The sequence below is a fragment of the Parabacteroides sp. AM58-2XD genome, from assembly GCF_003463685.1.
Taxonomy (GTDB): Bacteria; Bacteroidota; Bacteroidia; order Bacteroidales; family Tannerellaceae; genus Parabacteroides; species Parabacteroides segnis.
In genome coordinates this window covers 17879-39606 of sequence record NZ_QSDP01000058.1, presented here as the reverse complement: position 1 = coordinate 39606, position 21728 = coordinate 17879, and the positions used below count along the sequence as shown (strand labels likewise).

Here is a 21728-nt window from a genome sequence, read left to right as displayed (position 1 = left end):
CTGTTTAATAAGACTAATTTCAATGATGTCAAAGAACAATTTAATCCCCTTATTCCGGGATTATTTGATTAATTAATAACTCGTCCCGATTTTAACGGGACACTAGTGAATGGGAATATTGAATTATCTGATAATTATAATATATATTTTATAACCTGGACTAACAGAGCATGGTTTCTTGTAGATAGTTTGACCTTTGATAATAAAAGGAATATTGTTCAAATATGTATTGTTATTATGAATCAATATGACAGGAATATTATGTGTGTTCAATTTGAAGTACCAAACGAGGTGAAATCAATAAAAGTTTCAGACTTTCCCCATAAATATCTGATATTTAAAACTCGGAAAATGAAGAAATACAGACATTCCATATACATGAGTTTTTGCTTAAACATACTTCTATATTATTTGAAGTCCTTTATATCGGTCGTTCATATGGTGTGAAGAAAAAATTGAATATTGTGGATAGATTGTATAATCAAAATCATAAAGCCTTGAAATCTATATTGATGAATATCACAGAGTTGAACCCAGATAAAGAGGCACTTATTATGGCTTTTAATTTTAGACATAAACAAAAGATATTTAGTACTGGTTTTGAATACTTTGAGTCTACGTATGAAAGAGAAAAAAAGAGAATAAATACATTTAATGAAATGCATATTCCAAGGAAAATAGAGGTAGATGTTATAGAAGAAATTTTAATTAATTATTTTAGACCAAAATATAACAATTATTTGAAGCATAGTATAGATACTTTGAATACGAAAGCTGCTCGTTTTTTTATGGGTGTAGATATTTCTGGACTTGTTGTAGAGTTTGCTACCAAGGAGACAGGTGTACACCTATATACAGACATCGTTCCACCGAAAAGAATTCACCTAATAAATATTCCAATGCTCAAAGATGCAAGCAGGGTAGTCTCTTTTAATGAATCAGATATCGAATTTTCACGCAAAAAGAATATCGATTTTTATTTGGATATGTGAGACTTATTGTCTTGTAATATATAACTTATTATTGTTTTGACTAGTTCCTTGTTGACTTCAAATTGCATATAAGTTTCTGTATTTATAAAAGTAAATTATAAGTTGTTGAGTTTATATTTATATGTGTAGTTCAATGTTTTATAATTTGCTACAGCGATATACAGTGATTGTGTTAATCGGCATCCTATTGAGTTTCGGTATTGCACGTCTGATAGGTTATACCGAAGGTCTCCCAGCGAAGCTGCTGTTACTCGAATTAGAGTTTCCCGCCGATTTGTTCGGGTAACTCATCCGTTGGCAGACGGGCGATTAAATCCCGACAATCTTCTCGAACCGTTTCTCCATACATACGCTGACGTCAGTCGTAACGAACTTCCCGTTGTAGAAAAGGGTGAATATGGTAGCTGGGGTAGGAGCGTCTTGTGCCTGTTCCATCGTCTCCAGTTTGATGATTTTAAGCGGTATACCTTTCCTTTCGGCCACCTCTGCCAGTGTACCGCGCACATGAAATTCCGTGAATGGGCAACGGTTGGTGTAATAGACGACCACGCCGTTCTTTTCCTCACATTCTCCGCTTCGCACGCTTGTTTTGAACGACGGGTCAGGGACTTCGGAGTCGATTTTCAAAGCCAGCAGGCTGAAACCGTCGGACAGTTTTTCGACCGTTTGGAAACCCTGGTGCAAAAGCCATTTGGTGTCGCTCATAAAATGGAACTTGGATGTACCCGCTACGGTGACCAGCCCCGCTTTTCCCTGTGCCCTGGCATCGTCGATGGCGGATTGCAGCAGGGCCTTTCCATGTCCACATCCTTTATATTGCCCTGAAACCCAGAAACAGTTTATCATCAGATAAGCGGGGGCATCAACGGGAACCCATGCCTTTTCGGCGGGAACATATTCGATAAATACTTTGGCGCGTTCGTCAAGACGGCGGAATACATATCCGTTATCAAACTCTTTCCTGAGCCATTCCTTTTTCAGTTCATAACTTTCCTTGCATTTTTTGTCGGAGAAGGCGCAGCAGATATGTTCGGTTGCGATATTTTCCTTCGTCAGGGTGATGTATTTCGTTTCCATGATGATCTTATTTTATGGGTATGTAAATCTTGGTTAGAGCCGCTTCGCTGTCCGTTCCGGTATAATGGATGTATTCCTCGAAAAGCATCCCGTGACGGATAGTGTGGTTGAAGCTGACGCTGATGTTGTTGTAAAACTCCTGTAGGTTGGAATAACTGTCTTTCAACGTATAAACGGCATATTTCCCTTTCCGCAGTCGGAGTGTGCCGAAGACGCCTACCGCTTCGACCGGTTTATCTATCGTTGCACAGGCGTAGAAGCGGCATTGTCCGGCTATGGTGACGTTCGGATCGTCGAAACTCAGACCAATAAAGCGGGTGGCGGCGGATAGTGCCTGCTTTTCTTTCAGGAACTTCATCAGTTTGTCCCAGGCCGTTTTGTAAGGCATTTCCTCTCCGTACTGTCCCACGATGCGGATATAAATCAGATTCAGATCTTCCTCCTCACAGATTTCCGAAGAGGCGGTTTCGTATTTGCCGCCGCTGCTTTTCACATATTCCTGCAAGCGGGCGTTCAATTCGTTGATATAGGCTTTCGGCGAGATACCGAATAGCTTCCTGAAGGCTTTCGAGAACGACTGCGGATTGTCGTAACCTACCCGTGCGGCCAGCTCGGCAAGTGTCATTTCCTCCGTCTGCATATACATGATAGCCCGTTCCATCCGCTGCCTGGCCATGTAGGCATAGAGGGATTCGTTGAGGGCGGAGCGCATGATGCGGAGCAACTGCCGCCGGGATATGCAGATCCTTTCGGCTATTACATCCAGCTGTAACGGCTGGTGTAGGTTAGCGCTGATGTAATCGATTACCTGGTTCACCTTTTCCTGATAGATATTTTCGGTACTGCTTCGCATACTTCTGATTCTTTAGGGACAAAAGTAGGCAATCTATACTGATCGGGAGTTGTCCAATCCGGCCAAATTCGTTTTCGTTTCGATTGCTTCCTGTGCGTCAGCCTCTTCTATCTGTTGCGGAGCAGGTTGATGACCTCTTTTATTTTTGTCGTATTTACTTTTTCCCTGTACTTATGTACATATATAAGAAGGAAAACAACAAAACAGTTATTGTATAAATCCTTCAGATCGAAAATAAATAGGGGCTTGAGATAAATGAAATCCAATACCCCCTTTTTCCAGACGATATTGCCGAGCAAAGCACAGATCAGTCCCGCGATTTGAAAGGTAATGGCGGTGTCGAGGAGCTTTGTTTTTTTTGATAGGCTTCTGAGGAAAATGTATAATGCCAGTATGATACATTCGGCCACGGCGAAGATGACCATGTGGATCCAGAAGCCCATATTGATATTCAGTTTCTGGTTCAGAAGATAGTTGACGTAGCTGTGTTTGTCGTTGAATACCGGACTGAATTCGAATAGCGAGGGGATAATTTCAAAATGGGTATCCATATAAAAATGATAGATTACAATCTTTGTCGCCTGATCAATGACGACCAGCAGAAGTATCCACCATATAATCTCTTTGGTCTTCATTATTTATTTCGTGTTTGTGAGATAAGTAATCTGTTCTTTTGCCCGGTTTGTTATCTCCCGGATGAAATCGGTTTTCGCATCGGTGTAGCTGTCGCGATCGTGTTCGTATAGCTTTTGTAGTTTGACCTTTAACTCGCCGTAGGCTTGGCCGTATCGGGATGGGCGAGGAGATAGTCGCGGAAATAAGGTTCGTCCCAGTCACCGGAGTATCTTATGTGGAGATGGAAGGCTTGACCTTTAAATCCTTCGGGCGTATATCCTTTCATAAACATCATGTGGGGAGGCGGGTTGTCGGGTTTGTGGCAATAGATATAACCTGCTGACTCGATAGTTGGGATGAGGCGGGCGGAATCGGTTTCCTGCTGTATCTCCAGCAAAATGTCGATCGTCGGTTTGGCTGTCAGACCGGGGATGGCAGTGCTTCCGATATGGTTGATACGGATGATGTTTTCCGCTCCGATGGTTTTTACGAGCAGCTCTTTTTCTGTTTCGTAACGTCCGGGCACTCCGGGTTATGGGGCGACAGTATAATAGGGAACAGTTGCCAAAGTTCCTCGTTGCTCATTTCGTTCAAGTTCTTTTTTTTCATGTCGACAACAACGTTGATTTTGCTGATTGTAGCTTTCTTTGTTTCCATGTTCCCAAAGGTAGGATAAGTTTTCGATATATAACCTATTCTTGTTTATCCGGGTGAAATACAAAAGGGGGAAGGTGACTTTTCGAATAAATTTCATACTTTTACAGACGTGCAATGTGAAGATTAGATATAAATAAGACAGTAAAATCATGGAAATAAATATACGGAAAGCCGAAACCTCGGATTTCAATCAGATTAATGCTTTGTTTAAAGAACTTGCCGAATTTGAGAATTTACCGGAAATGATGACAAATACGGTAGAAAGAATGGTGGCCGAAAAAGATTATTTTAATTGCTTTGTGGCGGAGACGTCCGATAATCAAATCGTTGGTTATGCAACTTATTTCTTTTGTTATTATACCTGGATAGGTAAATCATTGTATATGGATGATTTGTATGTGAAAACTGATTTCAGAGGGCAAGGTCTGGGCTCGGCTTTGATACAGAAGGTTATTTCCCATGCGAAAGAAACAGGTTGCCATAAATTGCGTTGGCAGGTGTCGGGTTGGAACCATCCGGCTATTGATTTTTATAAGAAGCTAGGCGCTGAAGTGAATGGCGTAGAACAGAATTGTGATTTAGTCTTTTAAAAATATAATAAGTAGAAATTCCGATGTTTAAGAAACTTGTGGCGATAGAGCTGTAAGCCTGATTCCATCAGCAGAAAAGAAATTGCAAAATTTTGCGAAAGAAGTTATTATGTACGACGATATACCCTCCGGCGATGAGGAGGTGGCAAGCCGTATCGGGGATGCGGACGCTGTTTTGCTAAGTTACACCTCGCGGATTGGGAGGGCGGCACTGGAAAAGTGTCCGAACGTCCGGTATATCGGGATGTGTTGCTCGCTTTACTCGCCGGAAAGCGCGAATGTTGATATCCGTTATGCGAACGAACAGGGTATCGTTGTCACCGGTATCCGCGATTATGGTGATGAAGGGGTAGTGGAGTATGTGATCAGCGAACTGGTGCGTTGCCTGCATGGTTTTGAGCAGGAGGCGTGGGACGATATTCCCCGTGAGATTACTGGGATGAAAGTCGGTATCGTAGGACTGGGTAAGTCCGGTGGCATGATAGCGGATGCCTTGAAGTTCTTCGGGGCTGATGTTGCCTATTTCGCCCGGAGCGAGAAAGAGGCGGCACGCGGGAAGGGCTACCGTTTCCTGCCGCTTGGTGAACTGTTGTCACAGAGCGAAGCCGTTTTCTGTTGCCTGAATAAGAACACCGTCCTGTTGCATGAAGCCGAATTCGGGCAGTTGGGCAATAAAAAGATACTGTTTAATACCGGTTTGTCTCCGGCCTGGGACGAGGCTCCCTTCATGAAATGGCTCGAAGGCGACAACCTCTGCTTCTGCGATACTGCCGGAGCATTGGGAGACAGCCACCTGTTGAACCATCCGCATGTACGTTGCATGCAAGTCTCGACAGGACGTACGCGCCAGGCTTTTGACCGTCTGAGTGAGAAAGTGCTGGCAAACCTTTCAGCCAATTGCAAATAAACAGAGTTGGAATAGGTCGCACACGGATAACCGCTGAAAAATATTAATTATCAGTGTTTTATCCGCGTGCCCTATGTTTTTATATCGTTTTGACAACCTGGCAGGGATTCCCGACCGCCAGGCTGTTGGAGGGTATTGACCGGGTGACAACGCTTCCGGCACCGATTACGCAGTTATCGCCGATAGTAATGCCGGGCAGTACGATTACTCCGCCACCAATCCAGACATCGTTTCCTATCGTGATAGGCAGCGCTCTTGTACGAAAGAACAGCTCTCCCGAGTTTTCATCCCAGTCTTCCACAAATCTCTCGGACGCACTTACCGGGTGGGTTGCAGTGTAGAGTTGCACGTTGGGAGCTATCAGGACGTTATTTCCTATCGTTATATAATTGTTGTCGAGGAAGGTACAGTTCATGTTGATAATCACTTTATCCCCGATAAAGATATGTTTACCGCATTCGCAGTGGAAGTTTATATCGACTCTTGAATGTTTTCCGACGCGACCGAATAGTTCATGCAGCAAAGCTGTCCTTGCTTCGCTGTTTGAAATGTCGGTCGAATTGAATTCCGCAAGCAACCGTTTGTTACGGACGATCATATCAAACACTTCTTTATCCAGGCGGTTGCAATATTCTCCCGACAGGAATTTCTGATAGTTGGTTTCCATAATGACTGTTTTTTCGGTAAGGATTGTTTATGAACCTCTTAAAAGACGATGGGTGAGGTGATGTTCAGCAGCGTATTCACTACCGACCAACCGGCTATCTCGGCTGTCGCGCTGTAGACGTCGATTACGGCATGTACCTGGTCGTTCCTGATCTCTACCCGTTGTGTATCGCCCGTAAATCCGGGGGTGGACTGCATTGTGACCTGCATGTTCCCGGGGCCTACCGAAGCCCGTGAGGCGGCAACGGTGACATTGACCTTAGTCGGGAAGAGCTTGATGGCCTCTGTTGCACTTCCGGAGAAGACGGTACGTTGTTCTGTTTGCAACGATTCGTCGTAGACGGACGTGCCTTTCAGGGCGTTGGGGCCTTTTTCGTTGAAAAACTTCGCGGTGGCATTTCCCATCAGGGAAGCCGTTCGCAACACATCGAAACCGCCGGTTGCTCCGGAGGCCAGGTAGACGCGCGTGCCGTGTGCCTTGGCTGTTTCCGAGACTTCGCGGTAGAAGTCGTCGTCGGCAAGCGCTCCGATAGAAAGGGTTACGATTGAAGTACCGTTTTTCAGGGTGGGGATAGCCAATTCCCTCATGGCGGCAGGGGAGGCGGCTTCCACCAGGTAATCGGGTTTCAGCGCCAGCAAATCCGCTATGGTTGTACACACTAGGCAAGGTTTTCCCTGTTCCTGCATCCGGGCGGCCATGCTTTCGGCCTTCGATACCGTACGGGAATAGACACCTACTAAATCATATTCAGGCAAAATGCCCTTAATAACGGCTTCGGCGACGATGCCGCCCAGCCGTCCGCATCCGACAATTACTAATTTCTTCATGATGGGCAAAGGTACATTTTTTATAGTATCATCCGATATCTGACACCTGGTTATAGTTTCTTGATAGAGAAAAACCTTAACTCGGTTACATTTACTCCATTTATAACGATTTTGTTTTTATCCGACAGATTAGATGCTGCTATTTCTTGTGTGAATTTTTCGTTTTCTTGTGCAGATAACTTCTTGCGAGTGATTAAGTCGATGACTCTTATGTGGAGAAATGAGTCACCTATGAGAAAGTTGCTGCCGTATAAAGTTTCTCCTATAACTCGTGCTACATTTCGGAATTCGTTAGTACAATTGGAGAGAATAGATTCGTCAAAATAATCTTCTTCCACTTCCTGGATTGCATTCTCTTTATTGATAATTCTTATTGGAGCATCCGATTGCGACCATTTTTCCCAAAGTAAAGCGTACTCTTTTTTTTGATTATCTGATATGTGCTTAATCTTATCATATAAAACAGCTATATTATCGATAGAGCAACATGCTAGCGGCAATATAAATGGATTTTGTTCAAGATGAGGAAATAAAACCTTTATTTCAGTGGTGTCGGCTTCATATAACTGACCTTTGATTAGTGAGCAAGCCATATAAAAAAAGAGTCGTCCATTAACATCATTTCCATGCCAAACAACGATATTATCGTATTTATCGAAATCATATTTTATGAAGTCCTGTAAAGTTATCAGATGACTGTCAGGAAAATGATGTTTCCCAATCAGTTTTTCAAGAGATTGTGATCGTCTTTTCAGTCCTTCATTACTTAAATCTTTAATGGAGGAAAGAGAAGCATGTTTAAGTGTATTTTCAAAAACTAAGACTTTGTCGTTGATGCCTGATCTTTTAAAAAATAACTTTATTGTACCTATTCCTGATGGTTCTGAAGCTATATGTAATGTTTTGTTCATGAAATCAGATAAGTTATATATTAATATTTACATATTGTAGTTGTCCGGTAGGCATGCTTTGCTGGTCATTCTGTTATTTGTCAAGCAGTAAAACTAATACCTGGGAACATCTTTTATCTTCTCGTAATAGTTTTCGATGCCGATTTTCCGTATTTTTTCGTTGATGGAGATGAATCGTTTTTACAAATGTTCGTCGAACCCGGTTTGTTTGCAGGGGAAGGAGGTACATTGAAAACAAAAATCGACACCCTTTTCATGGAAACAATCCCTGACATGGCAACTTTTGAATAGGGCACATGCCTGTTCGCGGCAGCCGTTGCATTTGGCTTCCGAGAAATAATGCAGCATCATTTTGAAACTTTGGTAGTTTTCGAAGACTGGTTCGTCGAGCATGGTGACGAAGCGTTGGGCGTAAACATCGAAGTTTCCTAGGCTTTTGACAAGTTCGGTGCTGTGTCTCTGTATGTTGCCACCGTTGAAGGCAAAGCACCCCCCGCAGTGAAGTCCGCAAGGGGCGATGTGTTTCTTTATGATTCCGTTAGGTTCCATATATGTTTATTTTAATCCTTTCTTGAAAAGTATCATCGACAAGGCATCCTTCACCTGTTCTTTTTCGGTGATGACAACGCTCATGGGGATGAGTTTTCCACTAGGTTTCGCCCGGTAGAATTCCTTTTTGATGCTTTCCGTTATTTCCATGTCGGCGATACGGTCCAGATGCTTTTCGGTGAAGTAGGAGGTGGTTCTGAAGTAGTTCTGGTAGACAACCAGCCACGCGAGTTTTTTTTTCTTTGACAGAACTTTGCACAACCAGACCTTCCCGTCGTTGTAATAGTTCCATTCGAGTGTCAGGCCGGCGGTTTCAGCCGATGCGCTGAATGTTTCGAATGCAGGGAAACTAGCCTCCAGAACGTCGGCAAGAACTTCATTTGTGGGGAAGATGTTTTTGTCTTTTAAAATAGGAAGTTCCATAATGTTGTGTATTTCAGTGTGAAAAATAAAGTTTATTTTGTAGGTATATCTTGCAAATCAAAGAGTCAATACCTTTTCTCCGTTTTTGAGATATTCGGTTAGCGGAGCTCCCATATATCTGACGGTAACTCCCAGTTTCTCGATTACAGGCTTCACTCCGAATCTTTCGCAGCAGTCCTGGCAGGCTTCGACGGTGACACCCGTTTGAAGCATTTCCAGAATTTCCGTTTGAACCTGTGTGTCTTGGGCGGCTAACTTTACGGAAGCTCCCCAAAGAATCACATTCACTTCCTGCCACCAGCCTCTCTTTTTGGAGTTGAGGGTGTACATGGCTAACATATTGAATATGGTGTCTTTATTGTCGGTTGTCCAGAGAATGTTTAATTTGTCGTTCATGGTAAGATGATTTACTATAGGCTTATGCCTGTTCGCAAATGTATATAAAAGAAATAGAACTAAATATTACTTGATGGATAATCTCTGTTTTTTATTAGAGTTGTTTCTGAATATTGGAAAAATGTTTTGATATTTGGAAAATAGTGGATAGCTTTGTCGCAAAGAAGTAATCATGAGAATAATCATATTTGCTACTCTGAGGGAATATTCTAAGAAGCATGCTGACGCAGATGTTCCTTTGAGAGATTGGTACAAAAAGACGGAAAAGAGTGATTGGTCATGCCTGGCAGATATAAAGCAAACGTTCAATAGTGTTGATTATGTGGGTAATGACAGGTTTGTTTTCAATATTAAGGGCAATGAGTATAGATTGGTTGCGATAATCTTGTTTGCCGCCAGGAAGGTTTTCATCCGCTTTATCGGCACACATAAAGAATACGATAAAATAGATTGTTCCAAAATTTAGGATTTTGTATTCGTGAGACACACGTATAAACTGTAAATAAATTATGGCAAAGATAAAAGATAAAAAACAGTACGATGCGGCCTGTGCAAGAATTGAAGAATTGCTGAAAGTTGTTAGTAATAACACTCCTACGGATGACAAGAATTACCTTGAGTTGGATTTGCTGTCTGATTTAGTCGCTGATTATGAAGAAGAACATTTTCCTGTGGAAACTCCGTTGCTGGTGGACGTTCTTAAACTTCGTATGTATGAAATGAATCTTACTCAAACTAAGCTCTCAGAGTTGTTGAGCGTGAGTCCTTCCCGGGTTAGTGAGTATCTTTCCGGTAAATGCGAACCAACGTTGAAAGTAGCCAGAGACATAAGCCGGAAGCTGAATATTGATGCTAATATTGTTTTGGGGGTATAGCATTTATTATAAATGTGGAAATAAAATCAGTATTGTTGTTAATTATCCTCCCCCTCCTGACATACTGTTGTCACCCCCGCCCCATACCTTTGTCCCATAGTTCGAGTATAAACATTAAAAAGCTACGAAGATGGAATTAAAATTGTATTATTTAGGAGAGGTTTCCGGGATGACGAAAGAGCAGGTTGAAGAAGCCGAAAAGTTTATCAAGGGATTTGAATACGGCATCATCGCCACCTGCAATGCCGAGACAGGCCCGAGTCTTTCGGCCTTGAACAACCTGGCTGGACAGACATTGCAGCAACTCCATTTCGCGACAGAAGCCACCACGCAGAAATTAGCGAACCTCCGTCAGGATCCGCGCTGCGAAGTGATGTACGCCACGCTGGAAGGTGGCCAGATGCAGATTGCGGGCAAGGCCGAGATTGTCACCGACGTGGAACTGAAACGCGAACTCTGGCAAGACTGGATGAACGAATACTCCCCCGAAGGCCCTACCACGGCATCTGCATTATACGTCTGACCCCCCGGTCAATCCGGGCGATGGTTTGCTAATCGTTCGACAGATAACCGGAAAGTTGATATCTTTGTAAAAAAATCAACCGAAGAAACGCGCACAATGAACCGTCTGGAACGAATATCCGCTATCCTGGTCAAACTGCAATCCCGCCCTGTCGTCACGGCAAGCGAGATAGCGGAGCAGTTCGGAGTAAGTCTCCGGACGGTCTATCGCGACATACGTGCGCTTGAAGAGTCCGGCATCCCTGTCAGTGGCGAGGCCGGGGTAGGGTATTCGCTGGTGGACGGTTTTAAGTTGCCGCCCCTGATGTTCAATACCGAGGAGGCTCTCTCTTTCCTGGTGGCGGAGAAACTTGTCAGCCATCAGACCGACGGCGATACCTACGGACTGTTCCGCAGTGGCATGGATAAAATACGTGCAGTGCTGAAAACGGCCGAAAAAGATATCCTTCACCATTTCGACCAGTACATCCGGATTTCGGGGAGTTACAGCGCACCGCTTGCCATCCCCGGAAATGTCCTCCAGCCGCTTCTGAAAGGTTTGTTGAATAAGAAGCAGCTGCTGATGACCTACCGTGCCGGCTATAACCACCAGGTCACCGAGCGGACGGTCGAGCCCCAGGGCATGTTTTTCTCGAGAGGCATCTGGTATGTCCTCGCCTGGTGCAAGTTGAGGAAGGACTATCGTACTTTCCACCTGGGAAGGATTGTCTATCTTTCTTTGACCGAAAATGATTTTGAGGAAGCACATCCTCCGCTGAACGAACTGATAGAACAAGTCTATTATTCTGAAGTCGATATCGAGGTGAAGCTTCGTGTCCACCGCGATGTCGCACGCGATACGGAAGTCTCCAAATACACCTATGGACTTTATGACGAGCAACCCGATGGGGAGTATTACGTTCAGAAATACCAGACCTATTCGCTCGAAGCATTTGGCCGCTGGTATCTCTCCATTGCCGACCGCTCCGAGATTATCGGGCCGCCTGAACTCAAAACGGTCGTCAGGGAGTTGATTACGAAAATCAAGCTGTAATGCTGCGCTACCGGATGAGCTTGCTGCCGGTTATTTTCTTCCCCTGTGCGAAAAGCACGCACCCCATTTTAGAAAAGGATACACTCTCTTTCGAAAATGGATGCACCCTCTTCAAAAAAAGCATGCATCCTCTGGATGAAAATAAATGTCTCCTTCCGGCGATTTACTGCCCGGCAGTCTGCCGGCTCGTCAGTATCTCGTCCATGTTTCCGACCGCCCAGTTTACAAGGGCTTCGATATGTGGCATCAGAGTTGTACCCAGTTCCGTGAGGCAGTATTCCACGCGGGGCGGCACTTCGGGATATACTTTGCGGTGCACCAGGCCGTCGGCCTCCAAAGTCCGGAGCGTGACGGTCAGCATCCGCTGTGAAATATCGTCGATGGTCTTGTGAATGTCGCTGAAACGCATCGTGCCGTTCACGTTCAAAGTAGTCAGGACAAGCATCGACCATTTGTCGCCCAGCCGGCTGAGCACGTCCCTTACCGGACAATTTCCTGTGGGGTGAAAATTTTTCATTTTTTTCCTTTTTCTATCAAGCTGAAATTCAATAATAGTTACCTCTGTGTAAGTAGCTTATCCCGGAGTGCGTTCTTGTTTGTTTCGCACGGAACGTCTACATTTGCTGCACAAAGGTAATAAACTTACGAAAGGTAACTATTGTTTCACTTAATAATTACAATTATGTCAAAAAGAGTAGCAGTTTTAGCAGTAAATCCGGTAAACGGATCAGGTTTGTTCCAGTATCTGGAAGCATTTTTTGAAAATGGAATTTCTTATAAGGTATTTGCTGTTGCCGAAACGACAGAGATTAAGACTAATTCGGGTATTAAGCTGACGGTGGACGATGTGGTAGCCAACCTGAAAGGGCATGAGGACGAGTTCGACGCTTTAGTGTTCGGTTGCGGGGATGCCGTTCCTGTGTTCAGTGAAAACGCCGGAAAGCAGTACAACCAGGATATGCTGGCTGTCATCAAAGCCTTTGGTGATAAAGGAAAGATGATGATAGGCCATTGTGCAGCAGCGTTGATGTTTGAAATTGCAGGCGTTTCGAAAGGTAAGAAAGTAGCCGTACATCCGCTGGCAAAACCCGCCATCCAATCCGGACTGGCCACCGACGAAAAATCTGAAATAGACGGAAACTTCTACACAGCCCAGTGCGAAAATGCCATCTGGACGATGCTGCCGAAGGTGGTTGAGGCACTGAAATAAGAATAGTTTTTATATTGTCCCTCAATTTGGGGGACAATTCTGTTTCTTTCCGAACCGAAACCCTCTCTCTGCAATATACACCCCGCTCAGGATAAACACTGAACCGATCAGGCAACGACCGTGATAATTTCATCAATCACGATGGCCGAAGTGATCAGCGTCACCAGCGGAACGATATAGATATAATTTGCCGTACGGAACGGCCCCAGCTCTTTTACCGCCGTGTTCCACATGATGTAGCAAAGCATCGACGCTACCACTCCCAGAAACAGCAGGTTAGCTGCACTACCGGGTTGAAGAGGATCGTGGTATCCGTATTCAACGGATGAACCAAAAACATCGGTGTCAGCGTGACAAGCCCGTAGAAAAACACTTTCCGCGTAATCAGCAATGTCGGATAACGGTTCCCCATCTGTTTCAGTATCAGGCAGTAAAACGCCACATCAATGCGGCAATCAACGTAAGCATATCTCCCAGCGGATTGATTTTCAGCAGGAAACTACCGTTGAACACCACAAATGCCACGCCGATCAAGGCCATGACCGAGCCATATATCAGGTTCGGTTTTATCTTTTCCTGCCGATAGAAAAGCAACGAAAGAAATGCCGTCAGGATAGGGGCTGTACAGATAATTAGCGACACATTCGAGGCCAGCGTGATGCCTAAAGCCGTGTTTTCAGTAATAAAATAGATCGATCCCCCGCAAAGTCCGGCGGCAACGAACATAAGCTCGTCTTTCTTACTCCGGGCAAACAACACCTTCGGCGAGATAAACCAGATACATATATAAGCCAGCGCGAAACGGTAAAAGAGGATGTCGACCGGCGAAAGCCCGTGGTGGATCAGTACTTTTGTCGATACGAATGTAGTACCCCAGATAATAACCGTTATGATCGCGATCAGGTGATACCAGTAAGTCAGATTTGTTTTTGCCATGTTGTCGGTAAATTTCTATTAATAATTCAGGAAAATCGTACTGCAAATATATGTATTTAGTAAATCAGTTCTGGTGATTTGTTGAAAATAAGGAATTATTCCTATATTTGGAGTGAATACAGGACGTTGTATGTTTTAGGAATAACTTTGATAACGAAAATAGGAAAAAATACTATGGCTTTACTGGATCAGATTGATATTAAGATTTTACAGGCGTTGCAGAATAATGCAAAAGTGAACATGAAAGAGTTGTCGGCGGAACTGAATATCTCGAAAACTCCTGTTTACGAACGGGTGAAACGGCTGGAGGAAGAGGGGTATATCAGGAATTATGTTGCGCTGGTGGATAATAAGAAGGTAGGACTTCCGCTGGTGGTCTTCTGTAATGTTTCACTGGCGGTGCACAACGATGAGCATATCCAGCGTTTCAAAGCAGAGATACAGGAGATTGATGAGGTGATGGAATGTTATTCGATCGGCGGCATCTACGATTTTTTTCTAAAGGTAGTTGTTAAAGACCTGGCCGCATACGACCAGTTTGTCTTTAACAAGCTAACCAAAGTAAATGGCATCGTAAAGATGCAGAGTTCCTTCGTGTTGAACGAGATCAAGCATACGACCGCCCTGAAGGTAGAGTCGGGCGAGTAACGTTACCTTATGCGGTTCGCTAAAATATCGGCAAACATTCCCAGGTGCGAAGCATCGGTTCCACAACAGCCGCCACAGATTTTCAGCGGGAAATCCCATAACAGACTCAACAGTCCGTTCCTTGTTGGCTCTCCGGGTGGGGTATTGATAATTTGCTGTTTTTACCAAGAAAAGAGTTTAATTATAACCCATGATAGCATAATTATGGCTATGATAGCAGCTGAGATAAATCGTTTTATTCGTGAAATGTAGGTTTGTTCGTCTCTTTCACGTTCTTTCAATTGTTGGTTGATCTTTTCATATTCTTCGACGCTTATGTCAGGGATATGGGAAGAATATTTGGTACGCATATCTTTTCCCCGGCCGCGAAGTTGACTGAGCTTTTCGCGATCTTCCTTATTTCTTCGTATCATATCAAAAACATGGCCGGCAAAACTCATAAGCTTTTAATTAAGGATGAATACTTAACTGCATAAACTGTGTAACAAAATACGGAAAAAAATCATATTAAAACAAGTAAAACGCCTAATATGTTACTTATATATACAGGTGTTTATCTGTAGGATGTAATTACTGTTTAATTATCTGATGATGATGAAAATGCGGCTTAGTCCTGCTTCTTATATAGTCTTTCTTTTTATGCTGTTTGTCTTTTCAGCGGATATGACGGCTTCTGTTTTGCGACCGGATTCGTCCCGGGTGGGCGAAGGTGACTCTCTTGTCCGAAAATCCATTTACCCTCCCTCTGCCACGCGTAAAAGCGATCTGTATAATGTGTTGTGGGGTGAGCATTACCGTACACTTTATTCTCTCCCGATTACCGTTCCCTCCGTTACTTTGCAATCGCTGTGGGGAGGAGTGAAGGTGGTTGAACAGGCAGCCGATTTTCAAGGATTATTGCTTGAAAACAACCAACAACAACTCTGTCTTTTGAAGCCGTTAGGCGGATATACTACATTTATCGAGTCAAAATTCTTCCAGGAAGTCTATAACAAGAAGGTATTTAAAAATACTTACCTGGATCAGTTTATCGGGGATGCCTATACGATAATCAATCCCTATACCTTTATTTCCGCCGATTATCTGGCATGCTCGTCGGGGTTGAGTTCAAACAATTCGCGGATATTTTACCTGCCGGAACATTCGCCCCGTGATACGGTTGCCAACGGGACGTCTATCGAAAATAAGTTGGTCAGTGTTATTGATGTACCGGATTTCAATACCCGTCCGAATATTCTCCTGACGGAAGAGTTGCTGGATACCATACAGGCTAACAAGAATTTTCAGGTGGATCAGGTGCTTTATATCCGCGAACGCCTGCTGGATATGCTGATAGGTGACTGGAATAAAATACCCGAAAACTGGAACTGGCTGGGCCGCTCCGAAGGAGACAGTATCCTCTATGCCCCGATAGTCATAGACCGTAACCATGCTTTTACGAAGGTAGACGGTGTTTTGTTCAAACAAATGCTCCGTGTGCTGGGATTGGGTTTCATCGTCAATTACGACGCTTCCCCCAAAAGCGTCCGGAAAGAGAATACGTTGGGCTTTGCTTTGGATATGGCGCTGGCTTCCCAAAGCGACGTTTCCGTATGGACCGGACAGGCGCGATTTATCCGGCAGACGCTTACCGACTCTATCATCGACGAGGCTTTTTCAAGGCTTCCCAAAGGAATAGAAGACAAAGAGATTAAACGGATTACCCGGATAATAAAGGAAAGGCGGGAGAAGTTGGAGGTGATAGCAAAAAATTATTTTGCTTCGTTGCAACAAACTCCGGTGCTGACGGGAACCAACCGTTCAGACCGTTTCGTGATCGACCGCCATAACCCGGACAGTCTGTTCATACAGATGTACGACCAACAGACCGGACAACGGGTATTCGACCGGAAATACAGCCGGAAAAAGACAAAAGAGATCTGGCTCTACGGCCTGGAGGGTGACGACTGTTTCGAAGTAAGTGGCAGGGCAAACAAGGAGGTGCCTGTTTTCCTGATTGCCGGGAAAGGCAAGAATACCTACCGGATGGAACCGGGTCACCACATACGTGTTTATGAATATGAGTCGGGGAAGGCAACCCTCGATACCGTGCCCCATGTCAAAAAGGTATTTTCGGATATCCCTGAGATTCATCAGTACGATTATAATAAGATAAAGCATCATAAGATGTCTTTCACTCCCTGGGGAATTTACGACTCGGACAAGGGATTCAGTCTCGGAACCTTCTTTACCTATACGATGTATGGTTTCAAACGTTCGCCCTTTACCTATCAGCACCGTATCGGGTACAACTATATACAAGGCTTTGTCTATCAAGGAATTTTTCCGTCTTATGACGGGAAGAAATCGTTTAATATAGATGCAACGATCAGCTCGCGGAGGAACTTTTACAATTTCTTCGGCTTCGGAAACAATACGGACGGCTATAAGGATGCGAAGAAGAACTATAACCGCGTGCATATCCGCCAGTTCAAATTATCCCCTTCCTTCCATCTGGATTTCAGCGAAAAGGAGAGGTTGGTCGTGCAAGCCTCTTGGGAAATGTTTAAAGCCAAGGAGACCAACGACCGTTTCATTAACCAGTTTTACCCTGAGGATCATTGTATCTTCAAAACCAACCTGTTCATCGACCTCGGACTATCCTTCCATACGGAAAAAGAGATCTGTTCCTTCATCCCCAAACTGGGAGGGACGCTTACCGGAGGTGGAAGATGAACCTGAAAGATGCAAGCCGTAATTTCCCTTACGCCGAAGCATCGGTGGAGCTGGATGTAAAAATAACCGACCGCCTTACCTGGGCTACGATGGCGAAAACCCAGCAGCTTTTCAATAATAAGTATGAGTTTTACCAGGCAGCATCCACCGAATTGCGCGGTTACAGGGACAACCGTTTCATCGGGAAGCAATCTTTTTACCAGTATTCGGACATCCGGCTGGATATGGGGAAGTTGAAGAATCCGTTTACCCCGCTGAAGTACGGTGTCTTTGCCGGTTTCGATTACGGGCGTGTCTGGTTTCCCGGCGAGCAATCCAAAAGATGGCATACGTCCTACGGGGGAGGTATCTGGCTGACGTTGATTAATAAGATTACGACGAAATATTCCTGCTTCGGTTCGACCGACAGTTTCCGTTTTATGTTTGAGTTGGGGCTGGGTTTCTGATTCTCCCGGATTGTTTTTCCGGAGATATGCCTAAACAAACCCATTTGCCGGTTGTTTATTAAATAGTACATAAAATTAAAACAACTTAGGTAATGGATGTTAATAGTGAAAAGAAAATCAAGGTTCTTCCCAACGGGCCTTATGAAGTGATTGGGGATATTCCCCTGAACCAATTGCGTTATGTAAACGACCGTAAAGGTGCTTCCACCGGTTATAAGGAAATACAGAAGTATGCTCCGGAAGGCGTATATCATCTGTGCCGTTGCGGCGGTTCGCAAAACAAACCGTTCTGCGACGGGACGCATAAGAAAAACGGCTTTAAAGGAGATACGATCGCCAGCCATGACACATACGATGAAATGTCTGTCCTTTACGAAGGGAAGGTAATCGATATGCTGGACGCCGAAAGTCTTTGCGCCGTGGCCCGTTTCTGTGATACCCACGGTACGTCCTGGGAACAAGTGGAAGAGGGCGACTCGGCCGAAACGATTGAAATCGTGAAGCAGCAATGCGCCAACTGCCCCAGCGGACGTCTCACAGCCGTCACGAAAGACGGAAAACGTATCGAACCGGAACTGCCCGAAGGTATCAGCATCCTCGAAGACGTGGCTCTCAGCGTTCACGGCCCTATCTGGGTGAAAGGCGGTATTCCGATAGAAGATGAGCACGGACGAGTTTATCCTGTCCGCAACCGTGTCACTTTGTGCCGTTGCGGTTTGTCGCAGAATAAACCGTTCTGCGACGGAAAACACATGCGTAACCAGGGAGAGCTGGACGATTAAAAAAATAGCTGCCGACCTTTTTCCGAAAAGCATGCACCCTTTTGGTAAAAAGCATGTATCCTTTCCGGAAAAACGTCGGCAGCAATCTTTCGACCGATACCTACCGGTTAAACTTTTCCTTTGATAAACTGATTGCCGATCCAGTACGTTGCCTGTTCAGCCGTGAACTTCAGAATGCAATACTCCGGATCGTCTACCCCTTTGGGAAAGTGCTCATAGAACCAATCCACCCAGAGGGTTTTCTTTTCTTCCACATCGTTTACCACTTCGATTGTGCCGGTCAGCGTAACGCTGTCGTGTCCTTCGTAGAAAGCGACTCCGGCTTTCGGGTTTTTGATAAAATCTTTTGTCTTCTCCGAGCTTGTTCCCGTTGAGAACCAGATCGTATCGATTCCTTCCGTTTTAATCTTCGACAGGACGACCGGACGCGGATAGCCCCGTTCGTCGATGGAGGCAAGGGTTAAGACTTCGCATTTATTCAGCAAATCGATCGCTTGTTGTTTGATTTTTTCCATGTTCTGATGTATTAATTTCGTTCGGCAAACATAAAGGAAACTTCCCGCTTCCTGTTGTAAAAAATCGACTTTCTTTATTCTATGTAAGTAAGCGGATCGTCTTCCGATATCGGCAAAGCCATGAAAGCAGAAGGGTTGCTCCCCGATAACTTCCTGAATTCCTTGATGAAATGGGACGGATCGTAATAGCCGCAGTCGATAGCCAATTGCTGCATATCTTCCCCCTTCATCTGTCTTAATACGCGGGTTGCATACCGGAACTTGGTGATTCTGCTGAATTCTTTGGGTGTATAGCCGGTGATGTATTTGAACTTGCGCTCGAAATGCCGTTGCCCGATGTACAATTTGTCCGTCAATTGCTGTATGGGCAGCATCCCGTTTGCTTGAACAATCAGATCGGTTGCCCGGATGATCTGCGGGTCTACCGGCTGGAGCCCCGGCAGACGGGCGATAAGATGTCTATCTATTATATGTATGCGTTCCTGCAAAGACTCCTTTTCGCATAACATTTCTGCAAAATGATCGTCGAAAAGGACATTCAACTCGGACGCATTGACCCTCGTGTCGGTAAACTCGCCTAAAGGCATCCGGGCAAAAGCCGCCAAGCCGCAGGGGGAGAAGCGGACACCCATCATATGAAGGCGGGTAGAGCGGGTCACCAGCTCCGAATAAACTCGCATCGGACCGACAAAATAGAAACGGTAAGGCTGCATCAGCATCTCTCCGTTCAGGGGTTGCGACGGTTCCTCGATAGAAAAGATAAAGTCCGTGCAGCCGTCGGGTAGTATCTTATAGCGCATATCGTATTCGGTTTCACCTTTGAACTCCCAGTATTTGTCAATATAGGGGGCAAGTAGTTGGCATGGAGGATATTCCTGATACATAACGGTCTACACGGTTTTATAGGTTTCGCTGGATACTCAATCCTTTTTCCAGCGTTTTAATTGGGGGAAATAATACTGCATTCCCGCCAAGGCTTCCTCTTTGGTGTAGCTTTCACCGTTTTCATGTTTGAAGGAGTCTGAATACTGGAGGCAGGTCTGGATCATCTCTTCCATCGTAACGTCTTGTGTGAACTGGCCATCCTTGAAACAGTAAGCACAATATTCGTTGTTCTTACTTCCGTCCTGGTTTGTTCCATAATCCGTATCAGAAACTAGCGGCATACCGCAACTTTGGCAATAAATAGGGTCCATACTCTTAAATTTATTTATAAGGTTCTTAAATTAGGACAAATATAGAATTATTTTTCAGATTTAAAATAATACCTTTGAAGACTTTAAATTTTATAGACCATGGTAAATAGAAGAAATTTCCTGAAAAGTGCTTCTTTTCTAACTCTTGGAGGGTTAGTAGCCGGAAAGGCAGAAGCGTTACAGGCAGCCACTCCCGTTCGTACGGAAACGACCGCCAAAAAAAGTATCGGTTTGCAGATTTATTCTTTAGGAGGCGAGTTAACTAAAGATGTTCCTGCCGGAATGAAACAACTTAAACAGATGGGTTATTCTACCCTTGAACTGGCAGGTTACAATAATGGCAAGATCAATGGTGTCGATATGATGGAATTCAAGAAGATGGCAGAAGATGCCGGATTGAAGATCACCAGTTCCCATGTGAATCCTCCGACAGGCGAGTACACGCCGGATACCCGCAATACAATTATGGAATATTGGAAAAAAACGGCAGACGATCATGCCAAGTTAGGTGTGAAATATCTGGTTCAGCCCGGACAACCACGCACCCGTAGTGTGGAAGAGGTTGCTTATGTTTGCGATGTATTCAATGAAGCTGGAAAGATTGTCAAAGCAGCTGGTATTCCGTTCGGTTATCATAATCATGATTTTGAGTTTGCCAAAGTAGTTCCGGGAGGTACGGGAGCTGTCTTTGGTCGCCATAATAAAGGCGAAAAAATCTATGATCTTTTTTTGAAAGATACGGATCCTGATTTGGTATTTTTCGAAATGGATGTGTACTGGACGGTGATCGGGCAGAATGATCCGGTGGAATATATGAAGAAGTATCCGGATCGTATTAAACTGTTGCATATTAAAGATCGCGCCATTCTGGGACAATCCGGCTTCATGAACTTTGAAATGATTTTCAAACAGGCGTATCAGATTGGAGTGAAAGAATATTATGTGGAGCTGGAAGGTATGCCGGATGGCCGTACCCAGTTTGCTGGGGTGAAAGGCTGTGCGGATTATCTGTTAAAAGCAAAGTTTGTAAAGTAAGTAAAGTCTCAATTATATATAAGGTACGAATGAAAGCCAGTCTGTTGCAGGACTGGCTTTTTTGTCGGGATATAACTTCGGTCATCTGCCGGTTTGTTAAGGACTACCCGGCAGTCAGTGCTGTAAACCCTTTAGATGCTTCTCTTTTTATCATATTCCTTATTCGTATCACAGCTGTGAAACAGAAGAAATCCAACTGTGATACAAACGGAATCCATCTGTGAAACAAAAGGAACACAGTTGTGATATGCAATAGGAGTGTGGTGTGGAAAAATTCCCCATTTCCCCATTGATTCCCCACCACACTTCTGCGGTAGAGTGAAATTGGAAATGTTGTGAAATAATCTTTTA

At 44.4% G+C, this 21728-nt stretch carries 28 protein-coding genes and 4 pseudogenes; 15 read left to right on the top strand and 17 right to left on the bottom strand.

Going from position 1 to position 21728, the window contains the following annotated elements; genetic code table 11:
• Positions 1-464 precede the first annotated feature (464 nt).
• Entirely contained in the window at positions 465-992 is a 528-nt protein-coding gene (locus tag DXA15_RS14970) for a hypothetical protein (RefSeq protein WP_128134541.1), read from the top strand.
• A gap of 309 nt (positions 993-1301) precedes the next feature.
• On the opposite strand, the gene DXA15_RS14965 is transcribed toward DXA15_RS14970, so the two are convergent.
• From DXA15_RS14965 to DXA15_RS26610, 5 genes and pseudogenes are all read right to left on the bottom strand, one after another.
• On the bottom strand, positions 1302-2069 hold the full coding sequence (locus tag DXA15_RS14965; protein WP_128134540.1) for an N-acetyltransferase: 768 nt from the start codon (positions 2067-2069) through the stop codon (positions 1302-1304).
• Positions 2070-2076: 7 nt separating this feature from the next.
• Positions 2077-2922, bottom strand: coding sequence for a GyrI-like domain-containing protein (locus DXA15_RS14960; protein ID WP_128134539.1), 846 nt, complete (start codon positions 2920-2922; stop codon positions 2077-2079).
• Between the two features lie 107 nt (positions 2923-3029).
• Positions 3030-3557: a signal peptidase II gene (locus DXA15_RS14955; protein ID WP_128134538.1), complete on the bottom strand. Its 528-nt coding sequence runs from the start codon at positions 3555-3557 to the stop codon at positions 3030-3032.
• 3 nt (positions 3558-3560) lie between these two features.
• Positions 3561-4063, bottom strand: a pseudogene (locus DXA15_RS14950) (GrpB family protein).
• The gene (locus DXA15_RS26610) at positions 4024-4194 is read right to left on the bottom strand and encodes a hypothetical protein (protein ID WP_233567300.1); all 171 of its coding nucleotides are present in this window, start codon (positions 4192-4194) and stop codon (positions 4024-4026) included. The pseudogene DXA15_RS14950 and the gene DXA15_RS26610 overlap by 40 nt, the downstream one beginning before the upstream one ends.
• A 149-nt stretch (positions 4195-4343) precedes the next feature.
• On the opposite strand from DXA15_RS26610, the gene DXA15_RS14945 reads away from it, so the two are divergent.
• Positions 4344-4784: a GNAT family N-acetyltransferase gene (locus tag DXA15_RS14945; RefSeq protein ID WP_128134537.1), complete on the top strand. Its 441-nt coding sequence runs from the start codon at positions 4344-4346 to the stop codon at positions 4782-4784.
• 23 nt (positions 4785-4807) lie between these two features.
• Positions 4808-5691, top strand: a pseudogene (locus tag DXA15_RS14940) (NAD(P)-dependent oxidoreductase).
• 79 nt (positions 5692-5770) lie between these two features.
• Here the strand turns inward: DXA15_RS14940 and DXA15_RS14935 are convergent.
• The 6 genes from DXA15_RS14935 to DXA15_RS14910 form a co-directional block, all read right to left on the bottom strand.
• Positions 5771-6358 (bottom strand): sugar O-acetyltransferase, encoded by a 588-nt coding sequence (locus tag DXA15_RS14935; RefSeq protein WP_128134536.1) that lies wholly within the window; start codon positions 6356-6358, stop codon positions 5771-5773.
• Between the two features lie 38 nt (positions 6359-6396).
• Positions 6397-7185 (bottom strand): aspartate dehydrogenase domain-containing protein, encoded by a 789-nt coding sequence (locus DXA15_RS14930; protein ID WP_128134535.1) that lies wholly within the window; start codon positions 7183-7185, stop codon positions 6397-6399.
• A 50-nt stretch (positions 7186-7235) separates the two neighbouring features.
• Positions 7236-8096, bottom strand: a complete 861-nt coding sequence (locus tag DXA15_RS14925; protein WP_128134534.1) for a DUF3658 domain-containing protein — start codon at positions 8094-8096, stop codon at positions 7236-7238.
• A gap of 180 nt (positions 8097-8276) precedes the next feature.
• A complete protein-coding gene (locus DXA15_RS14920; protein ID WP_233567299.1) occupies positions 8277-8645 on the bottom strand; it encodes a DUF3795 domain-containing protein in 369 nt (122 codons plus the stop codon).
• 6 nt (positions 8646-8651) lie between these two features.
• A complete protein-coding gene (locus DXA15_RS14915) occupies positions 8652-9068 on the bottom strand; it encodes a DUF3788 family protein (protein ID WP_128134533.1) in 417 nt (138 codons plus the stop codon).
• A 57-nt stretch (positions 9069-9125) separates the two neighbouring features.
• On the bottom strand, positions 9126-9464 hold the full coding sequence (locus tag DXA15_RS14910; protein WP_007653099.1) for a DsrE family protein: 339 nt from the start codon (positions 9462-9464) through the stop codon (positions 9126-9128).
• 172 nt (positions 9465-9636) lie between these two features.
• Here DXA15_RS14910 and DXA15_RS14905 point away from each other — a divergent pair, with 172 nt between their 5' ends.
• The 5 genes and pseudogenes from DXA15_RS14905 (at position 9637) to DXA15_RS14890 (ending at position 11894) form a co-directional block, all read left to right on the top strand.
• Entirely contained in the window at positions 9637-9930 is a 294-nt protein-coding gene (locus tag DXA15_RS14905; RefSeq protein WP_128134532.1) for a type II toxin-antitoxin system HigB family toxin, read from the top strand.
• A 43-nt stretch (positions 9931-9973) separates the two neighbouring features.
• Entirely contained in the window at positions 9974-10339 is a 366-nt protein-coding gene (locus DXA15_RS14900; RefSeq protein WP_007653102.1) for a type II toxin-antitoxin system HigA family antitoxin, read from the top strand.
• A gap of 130 nt (positions 10340-10469) precedes the next feature.
• On the top strand, positions 10470-10862 hold the full coding sequence (locus DXA15_RS14895) for a pyridoxamine 5'-phosphate oxidase family protein (protein ID WP_233567298.1): 393 nt from the start codon (positions 10470-10472) through the stop codon (positions 10860-10862).
• Positions 10863-10958: 96 nt separating this feature from the next.
• Positions 10959-11120 (top strand): annotated as a pseudogene (locus DXA15_RS26605) (helix-turn-helix transcriptional regulator); the annotation flags it as partial.
• A gap of 45 nt (positions 11121-11165) precedes the next feature.
• The gene (locus tag DXA15_RS14890) at positions 11166-11894 is read left to right on the top strand and encodes a WYL domain-containing protein (RefSeq protein WP_233567303.1); all 729 of its coding nucleotides are present in this window, start codon (positions 11166-11168) and stop codon (positions 11892-11894) included.
• A 163-nt stretch (positions 11895-12057) separates the two neighbouring features.
• On the opposite strand, the gene DXA15_RS14885 is transcribed toward DXA15_RS14890, so the two are convergent.
• The gene (locus DXA15_RS14885; protein WP_128134530.1) at positions 12058-12411 is read right to left on the bottom strand and encodes a helix-turn-helix domain-containing protein; all 354 of its coding nucleotides are present in this window, start codon (positions 12409-12411) and stop codon (positions 12058-12060) included.
• A 165-nt stretch (positions 12412-12576) separates the two neighbouring features.
• Between DXA15_RS14885 and DXA15_RS14880 the strand changes: the two genes are divergently transcribed.
• A complete protein-coding gene (locus DXA15_RS14880) occupies positions 12577-13104 on the top strand; it encodes a DJ-1/PfpI family protein (RefSeq protein WP_128134529.1) in 528 nt (175 codons plus the stop codon).
• Positions 13105-13125: 21 nt separating this feature from the next.
• Here the strand turns inward: DXA15_RS14880 and DXA15_RS14875 are convergent.
• Positions 13126-14040 (bottom strand): annotated as a pseudogene (locus tag DXA15_RS14875) (DMT family transporter).
• A 174-nt stretch (positions 14041-14214) separates the two neighbouring features.
• On the opposite strand from DXA15_RS14875, the gene DXA15_RS14870 reads away from it, so the two are divergent.
• Positions 14215-14688, top strand: a complete 474-nt coding sequence (locus DXA15_RS14870; RefSeq protein WP_128134528.1) for an Lrp/AsnC family transcriptional regulator — start codon at positions 14215-14217, stop codon at positions 14686-14688.
• 161 nt (positions 14689-14849) lie between these two features.
• Here DXA15_RS14870 and DXA15_RS14865 read toward each other — a convergent pair whose 3' ends face one another.
• Positions 14850-15128 carry a hypothetical protein gene (locus DXA15_RS14865; protein WP_128134527.1) on the bottom strand — a complete coding sequence of 93 codons (279 nt, stop codon included), beginning with the start codon at positions 15126-15128 and terminating at the stop codon, positions 14850-14852.
• A gap of 148 nt (positions 15129-15276) precedes the next feature.
• Here DXA15_RS14865 and DXA15_RS14860 point away from each other — a divergent pair, with 148 nt between their 5' ends.
• From DXA15_RS14860 to DXA15_RS14855, 3 genes are all read left to right on the top strand, one after another.
• Positions 15277-17403, top strand: coding sequence for a hypothetical protein (locus tag DXA15_RS14860; RefSeq protein WP_233567297.1), 2127 nt, complete (start codon positions 15277-15279; stop codon positions 17401-17403).
• Complete coding sequence (locus DXA15_RS26600; protein ID WP_233567296.1) at positions 17400-17849, top strand: hypothetical protein; 450 nt, start codon at positions 17400-17402, stop codon at positions 17847-17849. The genes DXA15_RS14860 and DXA15_RS26600 overlap by 4 nt, the downstream gene beginning before the upstream one ends.
• Positions 17850-17941: 92 nt before the next feature.
• Positions 17942-18631: a CDGSH iron-sulfur domain-containing protein gene (locus DXA15_RS14855; RefSeq protein ID WP_128134526.1), complete on the top strand. Its 690-nt coding sequence runs from the start codon at positions 17942-17944 to the stop codon at positions 18629-18631.
• A gap of 107 nt (positions 18632-18738) precedes the next feature.
• Here DXA15_RS14855 and DXA15_RS14850 read toward each other — a convergent pair whose 3' ends face one another.
• The 3 genes from DXA15_RS14850 to DXA15_RS14840 all read right to left on the bottom strand — a co-directional run bounded on the left by DXA15_RS14850 (position 18739) and on the right by DXA15_RS14840 (position 20342).
• Positions 18739-19146: a pyridoxamine 5'-phosphate oxidase family protein gene (locus DXA15_RS14850; protein WP_128134525.1), complete on the bottom strand. Its 408-nt coding sequence runs from the start codon at positions 19144-19146 to the stop codon at positions 18739-18741.
• A gap of 74 nt (positions 19147-19220) precedes the next feature.
• A complete protein-coding gene (locus DXA15_RS14845) occupies positions 19221-20030 on the bottom strand; it encodes a helix-turn-helix domain-containing protein (RefSeq protein ID WP_128134524.1) in 810 nt (269 codons plus the stop codon).
• A 36-nt stretch (positions 20031-20066) separates the two neighbouring features.
• Complete coding sequence (locus DXA15_RS14840) at positions 20067-20342, bottom strand: zinc ribbon domain-containing protein (RefSeq protein WP_128134523.1); 276 nt, start codon at positions 20340-20342, stop codon at positions 20067-20069.
• A 99-nt stretch (positions 20343-20441) separates the two neighbouring features.
• On the opposite strand from DXA15_RS14840, the gene DXA15_RS14835 reads away from it, so the two are divergent.
• Both DXA15_RS14835 and DXA15_RS14830 read left to right on the top strand, forming a co-directional pair.
• Complete coding sequence (locus DXA15_RS14835; protein WP_007653129.1) at positions 20442-21377, top strand: sugar phosphate isomerase/epimerase; 936 nt, start codon at positions 20442-20444, stop codon at positions 21375-21377.
• Positions 21378-21406: 29 nt separating this feature from the next.
• Positions 21407-21601 carry a hypothetical protein gene (locus DXA15_RS14830; protein ID WP_128134522.1) on the top strand — a complete coding sequence of 65 codons (195 nt, stop codon included), beginning with the start codon at positions 21407-21409 and terminating at the stop codon, positions 21599-21601.
• Positions 21602-21728: the final 127 nt, after the last annotated feature.